This window comes from Priestia sp. FSL H7-0729 (genome assembly GCF_038005685.1).
In the GTDB taxonomy this organism is placed as follows: domain Bacteria; phylum Bacillota; class Bacilli; order Paenibacillales; family Paenibacillaceae; genus Paenibacillus.
Map to the genome: position 1 here is coordinate 391503 of NZ_JBBOTQ010000004.1, position 15198 is coordinate 406700.

The 15198-nt window shown below is 46.2% G+C and carries 15 protein-coding genes and 1 riboswitch; all 15 genes read left to right on the forward strand.

Annotated features, from left to right (window positions below):
- Positions 1 to 67: 67 nt before the first annotated feature.
- A complete protein-coding gene (locus tag MHH93_RS12940) occupies positions 68 to 955 on the forward strand; it encodes a helix-turn-helix transcriptional regulator (RefSeq protein WP_500054332.1) in 888 nt (295 codons plus the stop codon).
- 471 nt (positions 956 to 1426) lie between these two features.
- Entirely contained in the window at positions 1427 to 2083 is a 657-nt protein-coding gene (locus MHH93_RS12945) for a stage V sporulation protein AA (RefSeq protein ID WP_500054333.1), read from the forward strand.
- Complete coding sequence (locus MHH93_RS12950) at positions 2064 to 2492, forward strand: stage V sporulation protein AB (protein WP_179198576.1); 429 nt, start codon at positions 2064 to 2066, stop codon at positions 2490 to 2492. The genes MHH93_RS12945 and MHH93_RS12950 overlap by 20 nt, the downstream gene beginning before the upstream one ends.
- 24 nt (positions 2493 to 2516) lie before the next feature.
- On the forward strand, positions 2517 to 4184 hold the full coding sequence (locus tag MHH93_RS12955; protein ID WP_500054334.1) for a spore germination protein: 1668 nt from the start codon (positions 2517 to 2519) through the stop codon (positions 4182 to 4184).
- A 104-nt stretch (positions 4185 to 4288) separates the two neighbouring features.
- Positions 4289 to 5620: a diaminopimelate decarboxylase gene (gene lysA, locus MHH93_RS12960; protein WP_145148860.1), complete on the forward strand. Its 1332-nt coding sequence runs from the start codon at positions 4289 to 4291 to the stop codon at positions 5618 to 5620.
- Between the two features lie 247 nt (positions 5621 to 5867).
- A complete protein-coding gene (locus MHH93_RS12965; protein ID WP_253438709.1) occupies positions 5868 to 6299 on the forward strand; it encodes a peptidylprolyl isomerase in 432 nt (143 codons plus the stop codon).
- A gap of 184 nt (positions 6300 to 6483) precedes the next feature.
- A complete protein-coding gene (locus MHH93_RS12970; protein ID WP_500054395.1) occupies positions 6484 to 7788 on the forward strand; it encodes a hypothetical protein in 1305 nt (434 codons plus the stop codon).
- A 166-nt stretch (positions 7789 to 7954) separates the two neighbouring features.
- A riboswitch (FMN riboswitch) is annotated at positions 7955 to 8121 on the forward strand.
- A gap of 321 nt (positions 8122 to 8442) precedes the next feature.
- A complete protein-coding gene (ribD, locus tag MHH93_RS12975) occupies positions 8443 to 9546 on the forward strand; it encodes a bifunctional diaminohydroxyphosphoribosylaminopyrimidine deaminase/5-amino-6-(5-phosphoribosylamino)uracil reductase RibD (RefSeq protein WP_500054335.1) in 1104 nt (367 codons plus the stop codon).
- A gap of 25 nt (positions 9547 to 9571) precedes the next feature.
- Positions 9572 to 10240, forward strand: coding sequence for a riboflavin synthase (gene ribE, locus MHH93_RS12980; protein WP_500054336.1), 669 nt, complete (start codon positions 9572 to 9574; stop codon positions 10238 to 10240).
- A 31-nt stretch (positions 10241 to 10271) separates the two neighbouring features.
- Entirely contained in the window at positions 10272 to 11504 is a 1233-nt protein-coding gene (locus MHH93_RS12985) for a bifunctional 3,4-dihydroxy-2-butanone-4-phosphate synthase/GTP cyclohydrolase II (protein ID WP_500054337.1), read from the forward strand.
- A 102-nt stretch (positions 11505 to 11606) separates the two neighbouring features.
- Positions 11607 to 12074, forward strand: coding sequence for a 6,7-dimethyl-8-ribityllumazine synthase (gene ribH, locus MHH93_RS12990; protein WP_017687651.1), 468 nt, complete (start codon positions 11607 to 11609; stop codon positions 12072 to 12074).
- 104 nt (positions 12075 to 12178) lie between these two features.
- Positions 12179 to 12979 carry a segregation and condensation protein A gene (locus MHH93_RS12995; RefSeq protein ID WP_017687652.1) on the forward strand — a complete coding sequence of 267 codons (801 nt, stop codon included), beginning with the start codon at positions 12179 to 12181 and terminating at the stop codon, positions 12977 to 12979.
- Positions 12948 to 13595 carry an SMC-Scp complex subunit ScpB gene (gene scpB, locus MHH93_RS13000; RefSeq protein WP_500054338.1) on the forward strand — a complete coding sequence of 216 codons (648 nt, stop codon included), beginning with the start codon at positions 12948 to 12950 and terminating at the stop codon, positions 13593 to 13595. Before MHH93_RS12995 ends, scpB begins: the two co-directional genes overlap by 32 nt.
- A 160-nt stretch (positions 13596 to 13755) precedes the next feature.
- On the forward strand, positions 13756 to 14493 hold the full coding sequence (locus MHH93_RS13005; protein WP_500054339.1) for a DUF2953 domain-containing protein: 738 nt from the start codon (positions 13756 to 13758) through the stop codon (positions 14491 to 14493).
- Between the two features lie 148 nt (positions 14494 to 14641).
- Positions 14642 to 15124 (forward strand): GerW family sporulation protein, encoded by a 483-nt coding sequence (gene ytfJ / locus MHH93_RS13010; protein WP_500054340.1) that lies wholly within the window; start codon positions 14642 to 14644, stop codon positions 15122 to 15124.
- The last annotated feature ends 74 nt before the right edge of the window (positions 15125 to 15198 follow it).

Sequence of the window (15198 nt, forward strand, 5' to 3'; positions counted from 1 at the left end):
AAGGAGAAATACGATACATTTATATCAATATTACACTTAAAAATATAACTATATTGAGATGAGGGCCATGCAGAAGATCGAATTTATCATTGATCAACATTTGAAAGAAATGACGCAACACCGTACCGATACATTATCTATAGCCTGTTATGAGACAACCATTGTTCAAAATGTTCACGGACATATTCCTCTCCACTGGCATGATGAATTGCAGTTTGTTACCGTTCTTCAGGGGACGGCGTTGTTCCATATCAACGATCAAAAGATGATTTTGTCCAAAGGTGACGGGATTTTTATCAACAGTGGAATAATGCATATGGCTGAAGATCACGATGAGAGCGAGAACTGCATTTATTTATGTCTGAATTTGTCCCCGCATGTTATCATGCCTTCGGATTTGTATATAAAGTACGTACATCCATATGTAACAGCAACCAATTTGCCTTTTCTGTATATCGAAAGAGCTAACGCTTGGGGAGAACAGATTCTGGATGTTATTGCGCGGATTAGAAAGGAGTTAGTGCACCAAGTTCCTTTTTACGAAGTGAATGTTGCTTCTGCGGTGCTTAATATGTGGAAACTGCTGATTATGAACGGATATTCTCTAGAACATGATCCATCAGAGATGAGCAGAAACAATCGAATGAAAGACATGTTGCAATGGATTAATCTCAATTATGCCGATGAAATTAAGCTGGAAGATATTGCGAAGGCGGGACAGTTGAGTCGATCGGAGACATGCCGTTATTTCAAGCAAATCCTGAAAACTACACCCATGCAATATGTGATAGAGTACCGCATCCAAAGAAGCATTGATCTATTGCAATCCTCCAAGCGTAGCGTCACCGAAATTGCCTATGAGGTCGGTTTTAACAGCACGAGTTATTACATTAACCAGTTCCGGAAAACAATGAATTCAACCCCTTTACAATTCAGAAGGAAATTGAGTCAATAAAGGAATTCGTAATATTTTTTAAAGTAATTCTTGAGCTGTAAGCCTATCAACCAACACCGGAGAGTCGCCCATAAGGCGACTCTTTTGATATAGAAAACAATGCTCCACACTCAGATTCCCTCAACCTGATCTATAGCCACTCCCCCGTTAAAGAGAAAATACACCCCCAATAATCATCTCTTAAATCCCTTCCTGCCCACTCCCTAGCATATTAATCACAAACGTTTGGAAACGGGAGGACGATGGTCAGCGGAGGGATGGAATCGGTCAAAAAGAGCGAAGCGTTCGCCTTTAGCACCGGATTTCCTCCTTGAAAAGGAGAGTTCAAGAAATCCGGGGATAACAGCGACCAATGACCGATCCATCCCGCAGCGCCACCACCCACCTCCCGATCTTTTTCCAACACGTTTGTAATAAATTTGCACATTCTTCAAATACTAACCTAAATTACGCAGTAAAGGAGTGCTTTGGATGTCCCAGACACCCACTCCAGTGGTCTACGTTCGTCTGCGCAGCCGTATTCGCATCCAGAGGGGCAGAGCAGTCCAGCTTGGAGACATTGCGCATGTGCTGACTTCTTCGGAAGATCAGGAGCAAAGGCTACTAGAGCTTGAACTGCTGCGCCCTGGACCGGAGGATGGCAATCTGATTCTCATTGATATATTGCAGATTATTCCCCGAATTCGGCACATCTTGCCGGAGGTAACTGTTGAACTGATGGGATCAGGTCATACATTGGTTGAAGTCATCGCGGGAAATGGTCAACCTTCCAAGTCCCTGTTCATTCTGGTGTGGCTACTGCTGTTCTTCGGATCAGCCTTAACGATCATGAATTTTCATGCTGATGTGAACATGCAGGAAGTACAGATTCGAATTGTGGAGATGCTGACTGGGCATCGGGACGAACATCCCTATCTATTCCAAGTGGCGTATTCCATTGGCATTGGATTCGGAATGGCAGTATTTTTTAATCACTTGTTCAAGAAGAAATGGAATGAGGAGCCTACCCCTCTGGAGGTGGAGATGTTCCTATATCAGCAAAATGTTGATCAATATGTGGTTATTGAGGAAAGCGAACGGATGCATGAGCAGGAACGCAGGGAGATGAATGCGGATGAGCGTTCTTAATGGAGCAATCAGCATTGTATTGGGTATTGCAGGGGGAATTGCCGTAGGAAGCGGCGTAATTGCGCTCATTCTGGTGCTTGATATGATTCCGAGGTTGGCTCAACTTACGCAATCGTATGACAAGACTCACTGGTACGAAGGGGCGCTAATAGGTGGTTCACTGGTCGGGACGGTGGCGGACTTCTGGCATTGGAAAATGCATGGGGTATTGCTGCTTAGCCCGATCGTTGGGTTATTCTGTGGTGTGTTCATCGGTCTGCTCGCCGCAGCACTCACCGAAGTGCTGAATGTACTACCCGTACTAGCCAAACGATTAGGCATGAAACCTTATTTGTTTGGATTACTGCTCGCCATGATTTTGGGTAAAATGACAGGTTCCCTGTTTGATTTTTTTATATATCAACGGTAACTCGTGGCCATAGGAGGATGGAAGATGGATGAACGAACGGAGCACGCAGGGCAGGAAAATAGTGAAGGTATAACGGAAGAGATGTTACACAAGTCGGCTTATGAGATTCAGAAGGAAGAAGAGGAGAAAGCGTACAATAAGAAAAAACAAAATGAGATGTCCGACAGCATTGAGGAATCCGTACAGTATTGGCAGGAAAACGATGATATTTCCCCACGTATGAGTGAAAATAAAAACACGCTCAAGCAAGTTCTCGGACTTGGGGAATCCTTTGACGTGGATATGAGAGAAATGGTGCTGGGCGGCAAACATGTAGGATTGCTTCTTATAACGGGTTTCGCCAAAGATGAGATTCTACTGGAAGTATTAAAAAGGTTAACCTATCTTACGCCCGATCAGATATCCGAGCACGCGCTCAAATCGTATTTTGAATGCTACATTCCCCATATTCAGGTGGAAAAAGTCGAGAAGATGAGTGCTGTCATCAACAAGGTTCTTACCGGTATGAGTGCATTGTTCGTTGAAGGAGATCGCTCGGTCTTAATTATGGATACCCGGAGTTATCCGGTTCGTTCGCCGGAAGAACCTTCATTGGAGAGGGTAGTCCGGGGTTCCAGAGACGGCTTTACCGAAACGCTCCTGACTAACGTAACATTGGTGCGTCGCAGAATACGCGACCCTGGACTGAAGTTTGAGATCATGCAGGTGGGGCGGAGAACACAAACGGACGTCTGCGTGGTTTATATTGATGATATTGTGGATAAGGTACAGGTGGATTCAGTCCGGGAAAAAATTCAGCGAGTGGATATTGATGGTATTCCCGCCGCCGATAAACAACTGGAGGAAGCGATTATCAACAAGGGTTGGAATCCGTTCCCCCTCGTCCGTTATTCGGAACGACCCGATGTTACAGCTGCTCATTTGCTGGAAGGACGAGTCGTCATTTTCGTAGACACCTCCCCCAGTGTAATGATTCTGCCTACGACCTTCTTCGACCTGTGTGAACATGCGGAGGAGAACAGACAGACGGCACTGATGGGAACGTATTTACGTTGGGTGCGTTTTGCAGGGATTCTTATTTCACTGTTTCTGCTACCGCTATGGCTTCTCATGGTTATTGAACCTTCAATTAAACCGATGGGACTCGACTTTATTGGTCCGCAGGAAAATGTAAAGCTGCCGCTAATTCTACAGTTCCTCCTAATTGAACTTGGTGTCGATTTATTACGGATGGCAGCGGTCCATACACCTACACCTCTGGCATCGGCCATGGGCTTAATCGCAGCCATTCTGGTCGGGGATATTGCGGTGAAAACCGGATATTTTGTCAATGAGGTTGTACTTTATATGGCCATTGCAGCCATTGGTATGTTTGCCACGCCGAGTTATGAGCTGGGTCTGGCCAACAGGTTAGTCAGGCTGTTTCTGCTCATTGCAGTAGCGATATTTAAGGTTCCGGGGTTGGTCGTGGGCAGTACACTGCTTATATTGGCGCTCACCGTTCACCGATCGTACAATTCTTCGTATCTCTGGCCTTTTATACCGTTTAATGCAAAGGCCCTGGGCAACTTTCTATTCCGGCTACCCCTGCTGGAAAATAAAAAACGTCCATCATTTAACAAAACACGTGACAACACCAAAATGTCCGATGATCCGGACGGTGAACTGCAAAAAAGTAAAAAACACAAATGATCTTCCGAAAAATCCATTCATCTCGCTGCCTAATTTGATATACTGGTGTAAAATCATTGGAATAGCAACTGTTCCAGTATACAAAAAAGTGAGGAATGCAGATTATGTATTTACATGGTACAAGTAAAATAAATGCGCAAGGGCATCTGGAGATTGGCGGAGTGGATGCAACAGACCTGAAAGAACAATTCGGAACTCCACTGTACGTTGTGGACGAGCAATTGGTTCGCGAGCGTTGCAGAGAGTACATGGAAGCATTCCGTGCTTCCGGATTGGGCTTCCAAGTTGCATACGCAAGCAAAGCATTCTGTGTAATGGCGATGTGTGCTCTTGCAGCTGAAGAGGGACTTTCCTTGGATGTTGTATCTGATGGTGAACTGTTTACTGCACTGCAAGCAGGATTCCCGGCTGAGCGCATTCATTTCCACGGTAACAACAAAACGTTGGAAGAAATCGAAATGGCTCTTGATGCAGAGATTGGATGCTTTGTTGTTGATAACTTCAATGAATTACATCTGTTGCAGGCTGTAGCAGCGGACAAAAATCGTAAAGTTAACATTTTGCTTCGTGTGACGCCTGGTGTTGAGGCTCATACGCATGAATATATTTCCACAGGTCAAACAGATTCCAAATTTGGATTCGATATCGGCAATGGTACAGCATTTGAAGCGATTGAATTGGCTTCCAAGCAGTCTAACCTGGTATTGCTCGGTGTGCATTCCCACATCGGTTCCCAGATCTTCGAAGTTGAAGGTTTCCAAATGGCTGTACAACGTGTTGCTGAATTTGCAGCAAGTGTATATGAGCGTCTTAACGTTGCTTTCAAAGTGGTTAACCTCGGTGGTGGATTCGGAATCCGTTATATCGACGGAGATACACCACTTGAAGTTGCGCAATACGTGAAGGCTATTACAGACGCCGTTAAAAACCATTTTGCCCAAATCGGCTATGCCGTACCTGAGATCTGGGTTGAACCAGGCCGCAGTATCGTAGGTGAAGCGGGAACAACGCTATATACTGTTGGAACAAGCAAAGACATCCCAGGCGTGCGTAAATACGTTGCCGTTGATGGTGGTATGACCGATAACCCACGTCCTGCTTTGTATGAATCCAAATATGAAGCTGTGCTTGCCAACCGTGCGAATGAGGCTGCTCAGGAAACGGTATCTGTTGCGGGTAAATGCTGCGAGAGTGGCGATATGCTGATCTGGGATCTGGACCTGCCAAAAGTGGAGAGCGGCGATCTACTCGCTGTAGCCTGCACAGGCGCGTATAACTACTCCATGGCGAGCAACTACAACCGGATTCGTCGTCCAGCTGTTGTGTTTGTCAAAGACGGTCAAGGAGATGTCGTGGTACGCCGTGAGACGTATCAGGATATCATCCAGAATGACCTGGTACCAGCGCGTATTGGCAAACAACCAGTAACTCGCTAATTCGTCAAAGATAATGCGTTTCTGCATTATTCAGGATATAGGGATTCTATAGTTGAAGCAGATGAAAAGGGAACTTCCTTTTTCGTCTGCTTTTTGTGTATTTGAGTTAAATTATGAAAAAAATTGCCGTTTTTTTTGCGATCCGGACATTTTCGGTGTACACTAAGAAAAGTGCTGTAAGGCTTGGCCCAGGGTCATGCGTTCTGGCACCACTAACGATGGTCAATACGAAAGGAGTCATTTACATATGGCGAAACAAGCGAAAATTAAATTGGCAAACGGCGGAGAAGTTCTGATCGATCTGTTCGATCAAGAAGCTCCAAACACAGTAGCAAACTTTGAGAAACTGGCTAACTCCGGTTTCTACAATGGTCTTACATTCCACCGCGTTATTCCGGGCTTCGTAGCTCAAGGCGGATGCCCTAACGGCACTGGTGCAGGTGGCCCAGGTTACACAATCAACTGTGAAATTAATCCAAACAAACATGAGCGCGGAACACTCGCTATGGCACATGCTGGCCGTAACACAGGTGGAAGCCAGTTCTACATCTGCTACCAACCGCAACCGCATTTGGATGGACAACATACTGTATTTGGTAAAGTAACTAAAGGTATGGAGTTCGTGGATGCTTTGGAAGGTAAAGATAAAATGGAAACAGTTGAAGTGGTAGAAGCTTAATAAGCTTTGTAACTTTGACTTACTTGATCTAAACTCGGAGTGCTTCTATTTATAGAAGCACTTTTTTTATGTTTCATCATGAAATAATACAAAATGAGCATAATGGATCTGGCGAAATTTCTGGCTTGGGGTTATTCTGGCGTTAGACGAAGCGACAAGGGAGGATGAAGAACCTTTGGATACAGTGGATCAATTACATTTGTTAAAACAAATCTATAGCGGACCCACACGGTGGGACGAAGAACTACAGGCTTCCCGACATGATGTTTCTCAGAGTATATCCGCACAGGATTTAGATGCTCTTGAGGCAGCCGGGCATGAACCGAATCGATATGTACGTCCGCAGCATGATGAAACGCTTAATGAGCTGAAAAAACTTGCGAATCAATGGACCTTAGAGGATGCCGCACAGGCTTTTGTTGCATCGATGTGGTCAGCGCCCATGCTCTGGCGGTCATTGCTTACAGGCAAGCTTATTGCAAGCAGTATGCCAGATCATGAACACACGCCATATCCATCATCAAGTACTTGTCAGATCTGCGGATTAAGCGTAGATCAAGCAACCGACACGACGTTGCAATGGTATTGGCGCATGACCAATGGAACACCTTTGGATGGTGATCCCTTTGGACAAGTACTGGCACTTCGAGAGCTAGCTGCCGCGCAGGAGCTTCCAATACCAAATGATTACGACCGCTGGACACTCCGTGCGGTGTTGACGGTGCTGCGTGAATTACCGCCCAAAACTCGCTACAGCAAAGCAGCAATAGCACTCAAGAAGGAACGTCTTTTGCCTACACAAAAGGAATATGCCTATCGGGACTTGCTTGAGACATTAGCTCTGATTGGCATACTGGATACGCCGGAACATCCCGGAATGATCACAGAATACACGACTTACATACAGCGTGACGCGCGCCCCAATGTGCGGGTTGAGGTACAGGCGCCTCTGGCGTGGTGGGACTCATCTGTCGGAATCAATGAGAACAACCTGAACAAGATATTCCATGATTTTGATCTGACGAATATATCTCTTTCGGATAAGCCTGAAGAGAACCCAACTGTAAAGGACACAATCTTAGGGGCATTGGAGAAAAAGAGAAGTGTTCGAGGGAAAGTGCCAAAAAAATCTCCCGATGCAGGCACTGGGGAGGCAGAAGCTGGAGATGTGTATGCGGTTCGGGTCCGGGAAGGTGTATGGGTGACGGTATACTGTCATGAAGTCAGAGACAAACGCGTTATCGTTGAATATCTCGATGGTGTCTTTCCAGACATGCCGGGAAAAGCCGATTTGCAGGGAACGTTTCGACCGAGAACGACTGGACGCTGGCAATGCTCGGCTATCGCGATCGATTCCACAAGTTGGGTCAGAAGAGTAGCAAGAGGTTTTCCGCTTCCCAGTTCGCCGTTGCCAGAACCTGACCGCTTGCCATTTCACAATGCCAAAGATTTGAAGCATATGGTGCGTTGGTGTTTTCCTGATATGTAGAATGCTGTGATGGATCTGAGAAGGATGTAAACTAAAATCGTGTCTCTTAGTGAGATGCGGTTTTTTTGCTGTATCTTAGCTTATTAAAAGTTAGTATGTGACAAAAAGGAACAAAAAACAATTGATTTTTTGGCATTAAAGTGCTAACATCCAATTAATAACGAAAGCAATCCTTCAGGGCAGGGTGCGATTCCCTACCGGCGGTGATGCATGAAGTGTAAGGACACATGTCCAGCTATTCATGCAAAGTCCGTGACCTGTCTGCCTGTGGCAGATGGCTGATCTGGTGTAATTCCAGAACCGACAGTATAGTCTGGATGGGAGAAGGAGAGGTGCAGACCTAACGGGTTTGCATTCAGCAGGAGTATTGCTGCACAGTCACGATTTGTGATGTTTTACTGTGCAGGGAAGATCCGGTTACGCCGGGCAGTTCCATACATATGCCACACGATAGAAGCTCTTTACCTGTGATTGATGTTCATTAAGGTATGTGTCTATTTTCACTTGCCCGAAATGAAGTTCTGGGCAAAGTGTTGGCGTGCTGTATCCATTTTACTCCTGTTGTTGACATTTGTCTCTCATCATCCCCATCGAACCGATTGTTCGATGGGGATTTTTTAATAAACAAGACTTTAAACCGCGGGGTGAACGGATTTGGAAATGATCAATGATGAATTTTATATGGCACTGGCATTGGATATGGCAGAACGAGCACAAGGACAGACGGGAATTAATCCGGTCGTTGGATGTGTAGTTGTGAAAGAAGGACGTATTGTAGGTCTGGGGAGCCATCTGAAACGTGGAACCGGTCATGCGGAGGTGCATGCACTTAACATGGCAGGCAGCGATGCGGAAGGCAGTACGGTATACGTTACACTTGAGCCTTGTAGTCATTATGGTAAGACGCCACCTTGTAGTGAACGCCTGATTCATGAAAAGGTAAAACGTGTTGTGGTATGTTGTGAAGATCCAAATCCGCAAGTATCCGGCAGAGGCATAAGCATGCTTCGTCAACAAGGGATTGAAGTTGAAGTTGGCGTATTGCGTGAGCGTGGAAGACGCATGAATGAAAAATTCATTAAATTTATTACAACGGGCCTCCCTTTTGTAACGCTGAAGACGGCTACAACTTTGGATGGGAAGATTGCTACTCGCAGCGGAGACAGCAAGTGGATCTCCAACGAGCCCGCTCGTGAGATTGTGCATGCCCTTCGTCATCGTCATCAGGGGATTATGGTTGGCGTCGACACGGTGATCGCTGATAATCCGGAGCTTACAACCCGTTTGCAAGTGGAAGGCATTAGTCCGGTGCGTATCGTGGTGGATTCCAAGTTACGTCTTCCTGTAGGTGCCAAAATGGTTAAGGATGGACTTGCTCCGACATGGGTACTTACAACGGACGAAGCCAGTCCTGAAGCTGCTGAGCGTTTGGAAGCTTACGGCGTTGAAATTATTCGCTGTGGTCCCGGACCACGTGTGGATTTGTTAAACGGACTTAGTAAGTTAGGTGAACGTGATATTGGTTCTATTTTGCTTGAAGGTGGAGGCACTCTGAATGGAGCCATGCTGGAGGCACGGTTGGTTGATCGACTGCTCATGTTTATCGCTCCCAAGATTGTAGGCGGTTATGACACACCTGGAAGCTTCCGCTTCGAGGGTGTGGAACGTATGAATCAGGCGATTCAATTGAATCAGTTGGAGATCGAATCAGTTGGAGATAATATCAGCATTGGCGGTATTCCGGTGTGGCCTGAATAAATAAATTAACAAGGGAGGCGGCAGCATGTTTACCGGTTTGGTGGAAGAAGTTGGTCAGATCCGGCGTATTGGTCGGAAAGGCGAAGCGATGGTCCTGAATATCGGAGCTTCCGCCATCATGGACGATCTGAAGATTGGTGATAGTGTCGCAGTAAACGGAGTATGTCTCACTGCGACAACGCTGGAAGGTGGAGGTTTTACCGCCGACGTCATGCCTGAAACCTATCGCCATACCAATCTCAGTCAGCTGCAATCTGGCAGCAAAGTTAATCTGGAGCGCGCCATGCAATCCGGCGGTCGTTTTGGCGGACATATCGTTCAGGGCCATGTCGATGGTACTGGAGTGATTGGCAGTATAACACGTGATCAGAACGCGATTGTGTTTGAGATCAAGCCTGATGATCACCAGTTGTTCAAATACCTGATCCCCAAAGGATCGGTTACACTGGATGGCATTAGCTTGACCGTTGTCCATACAACGGATACCGCATTCACGGTTTCCATTATCCCGCATACCATTGGTGAAACTGTACTAAATGTGAAAAAGACAGGGGATACCATTAATATCGAATGCGATATTTTGGGCAAATATGTGGATCATCTGCTCCAGTATGGGAGAGGACATCGAGAGACGGGTGCTGGCAAGCCACGCAGTATCAGTGAAGATTTTCTCGCCAATCACGGATTTGCATAAATAGAGAAAGAAATAAACTGGAGGTGGGACAATGTCAGAACAATCCATTTTGGACACGATAGAAGCAGCCATATATGATCTCATGCGTGGCAAACCGGTCATTGTTGTGGATGATGAAGATCGGGAGAATGAAGGCGATTTTATCGCTTTGGCCGAAAAGGCGACTCCTGAAGTCATCAATTTCATGATTACTGAAGGTAGAGGTCTGGTCTGTGTTCCGATTACACAACAACGTGCGGACGAACTTAACTTGAAACCAATGGTTCAACAAAATACGGATTTCCACGGAACTGCCTTCACCGTCTCTGTGGACCACAAAGATACGACAACAGGTATCTCGGCACATGAACGCTCTATTACCGTGAAAGGTCTGATCGATCCTGAGGCGAAAGCCGGGGACTTCCGTAAGCCTGGTCACATGTTCCCGCTGATTGCAAAAGACGGCGGTGTACTTCGTCGTGCCGGGCACACGGAAGCGGCGGTAGATTTGGCCATTATGTGTGGTTCATATCCCGCAGGCGTGATCTGTGAAGTGATTAAGGAAGATGGCACAATGGCCAGACTTCCGGATCTGCAGGAGATTGCCCGCAAACATGATCTGAAGCTGATCAGTATTCAGGACATGATTCGTTACCGTAACGAAAAAGAGCAGCTGGTTCAACGTGAAGTGGCTGTACGTATGCCAACGGACTTTGGTGAGTTTCAAGCGGTGGCCTATACAAACGCTGTGGACAACAAGGAGCATGTGGCGTTGGTTAAAGGCGAAATAGATGGTTCCAAACCCGTACTTGTACGTGTGCACTCTGAATGTTTGACAGGCGATGTATTCCATTCCCATCGTTGTGACTGTGGTCCTCAGTTTGATGCGGCACTCAAACAGATTAACGAGGAAGGCAACGGCGTACTGCTCTATATGAGACAGGAGGGTCGGGGCATTGGGCTAATCAACAAACTCAAAGCCTACAAGCTGCAAGAGGAAGGTCTGGATACGGTGGATGCAAACCTGAAGCTGGGTTTTGCTGCCGACTTGCGTGATTACGGGATTGGCGCCCAAATTCTGAAAGACCTTGGGGTTCGTCAGATCAGACTGCTAACGAACAATCCTCGTAAAATTAAAGGTCTTGAAGGATATGGACTTGAAGTTGTAGAGCGTGTTGCGATCCAGATGGAAGAGAACGAGGACAATACGGTATATCTTCATACCAAGCAAAGCAAGCTGGGGCATATGCTCAAGTTCGATGATATCGAGCAGAACGAAGAGTAAATGCGTTGTAGAATTACTAATTCCACCATGTAATTTATGGAAGTGAATCCTTCCGAAATTCCGTTACTTACATTATATTATACCGTTAGGGAGATGACTTGAATGCCACAATTTTTTGAAGGACATTTAGTATCAGAAGGATCCAGATATGGAGTTGTTGTTGGACGTTTCAACGAATTCATCACGAGCAAATTGCTTAGTGCAGCACTTGATGCTTTCAAACGTCACGGCGTGCAGGATGATGAAGTGGATGTAGCCTGGGTTCCAGGAGCGTTCGAAATCCCTTTGATTGCGCAGAAAATGGCGGAGAGCGGCAAGTATGATGCAGTGATTACCCTGGGAACCGTTATTCGTGGATCAACGACACATTACGATTATGTGTGCAACGAGATGGCTAAAGGGGTAGCGGCAATTAACCTCAAAACAGGCGTACCTACAATCTTCGGACTGGTTACAACTGAAAATATTGAACAAGCGATTGAACGTGCCGGAACCAAGGCAGGTAACAAAGGTTGGGATGCAGCTACGGCGGCAATTGAGATGGCAAACTTGACGAAACAGCTAAAATAGTGCTTATTTAATAGTAGTGCCCTGCTTTGCGCAGACGAAAACGGGAGACCGGATTCGGACGGCTTAGCAGGGTTTTGTATTTTTCTGGCGGGAGGATTCGTCTAGTGACGGTAGTTACATACAAACTGGAGACTTTTGAAGGGCCTTTGGATCTGCTGCTTCATCTGATTGACAAGGCTGAAATTCATATCCAGGATATTCCCATCAGCGATATTACCGATCAATACATGGCGTATCTGCATTCGATGCAGGAACTGGAACTGGATATTACGAGTGAATTTCTGGTCATGGCAGCAACACTGCTGTCGATCAAGAGCAAACTTTTACTGCCCAAACCACCGGTGATTGAGGACTTCGAGGATTATGATTATATGGAAGAAGAAGATTATGATCCACGTGCAGAGCTCATTGCACGTCTGATAGAATATCGCAAGTATAAGGGCATTGCGCGTCATCTTCATGAACGGGAGTGGGAACGCAGCCTTATATTTTCCAAAGAGCCCGAGGATCTGCGCCCTTATATGCCTGTAGAAGCTCCTTCGAACCCGGTTGAGGGTTTGCATACCTCTGACCTGATTGCAGCATTCCAGAAGGCACTACGCAAGGCTGAGAAGCGTACAACCGTAACCCGGATCAAACGGGATGAAATTTCGGTTAAAGACCGGATACGGGATGTCATCGGCGCTTTGGAAAGTATGGGGCCGGGAGGCAGACTGTTATTCTCCAAGTTGATGGATGAGCATATCTATCGCCATGAGATTGTCGTGACTTTCTTGGCAGTGCTGGAACTGATGAAGATGAAGCAGATTGTCTGTTATCAGGAACGGATGTTTGAGGATATCGTTATGGAGTGGAGAGGGGAAACAAAGAATCATGGATTTTCCGAAATTGAAATCGATTATTGAAGGCCTGCTGTTTTTGTCCGGAGAAGAGGGTCTTAGTATCAAACAAATTGCTGAGATCGTCGACCAGCGAGTGGAGCTTGTAACGGACGCGATTGAGGAGATGATTCACGAATTTTCACAGCAGGGTCGAGGTGTCCAGATTCTCAAGATCGCTGGTGTAGTTCAGTTGGGCACCTTGCCTGACCACGCTGTATATTTTGAGAAACTGGCATACTCCCCCGCACGCACGTCCTTATCCCAGGCGGCTCTGGAAACGCTGGCCATTGTGGCGTATCGTCAGCCCATCACCCGGGTTGAGATTGAGGAAATTCGCGGTGTAAAATCGGAACGGGCTATTCATACGCTTGTAAATAAGGACCTGATCATTGAAGTGGGCCGAGCGGAGGCAATCGGACGACCAATTCTGTACGGAACGACCAAGTCATTTCTGGATTATTTCGGACTGGCTTCAATTAAAGACCTTCCGGAACCAGGCTTGTTCGAAGATTCGGAAAACCTGGAGGAAGAGACACAGCTGTTATTCAATAAACTGGATTTGCAACAACTGGAACCGGAAAGTGCTGATCCGACAGATGATGCAAATCATGTCGACAGCGAGGATGATATTACCGATTAATCATTTTAAATTGTAAGATCTTATTAACCGACACCGTTAGTGGAGTCGGTTTTTTTGTGTAACAAATATGAAATGGGATTTTTAGGTCAGACGTGAATTTTTTCCAATCCAGAGTGCCATACTAGACGAGAAAAGAATTGAGGGCTTGGAGGTAAGGCCTGTGTGGATTTGGCTTGGAGGAATCGGTTTGTTGTTCGCATTGCTGATTGCCGCAGTCCTCATCTCAAATGTTCATGTACATTTTACATTCAACAAACATAAAAGTGATGATTACGCCAATATTAATGTTCGTCTTCTCTATGGAATTGTGCGGATTAACTATGAGATCCCAAGTATTGTCTTTCGCAATATGAAGGAAGGTTTTCTAGTTAAGACCGAACAGTCCATGAATCATTTCAGAGGGGAGGCCAAGGGAAGCGAGCGGGTCAACAAACGCAAAGTCAAAAAGTGGGCCAAAGATGTAAAGGTTATGCTAAGAGCGACCGATGCACTCAAGCTGTGGCTCAAGCAAACACTCATGCATGTGCATATGACTCAACTGTCCTGGTCTACCCACATCGGGGTTGGTGATGCAGCATACACCGCGGTGCTAACGGGCTGGGTGTGGAGTGTCAAGTCCATTATTGTTGGTTTTCTCACCTATCAGATCCGTTTCGATGATACTCCCGTGCTTCAGGTAATGCCGGTGTGGTCAGACGAAATGGAGTTCAGAACAGAGCTCGATTGTAGAGTAAAGATTCGGATCACAGCTCTTTTGATCGCTGGAGTTACACTGCTCACCCGTGTGCTCCAAGTCGAAGGCGGATGGCGGATGTGGCTCAAACTTCTTCAGGAACAGCGTCGAAGACGTAAGGAGAAGCGAAAGCAAAAGGAAAAACTTAGTGGGACAGCACTGTAGATGCCCATCTTAGTCGGTCCGATTTTGGGATTATGAGGTTGTAATTCAGTGATTGTACTTAAATTGCTTATTTACATAAGTCCCTTCAAGTTTGGGGATGATATGGTTAGATCAAACCTAGCTTACATTGAAACTGGAGGGAATTAAAATGTCAGATCATCCAATTCAAGGCTTAATGGAAACCGCTATGGAGAATATCAAGGCCATGGTGGATGTCAATACAATTGTTGGCGATGCAGTCGAAACACCGGATGGTACCGTGATTCTGCCAATCAGTAAGGTGGGATTCGGATTTGCTGCCGGTGGTAGTGATTTTCACGTCAATGGAGAGAGTAATGGCAAAAGTGGTGCTACGGGTACCTCCGCTGAGCATGCCAGTTCAGCTAAAGTAGCTTCTCCATTTGGTGGGGGTAGTGGCGGCGGTGTATCCATACGTCCTATCGCGTTCCTTGTCGTAGGCAAACAGGGCGTTCACATCGTACCACTCGATAATTCAACACATCTATTTGAGAAACTCATTGACTCCACCCCTTATGTTCTGGATCGAATTCAAGGCATGTTCCAACGCAATACAACACCAACGAATACAACAGGTGTACCCGTCACACCAGATCCATCAACTTATAGCTGAATCAGTTGGTCATGATCCCTCCCGCATCAAGCGGTGAGGGATTTTTGCTGTTTGCATAGCTTATGGTGAATTTT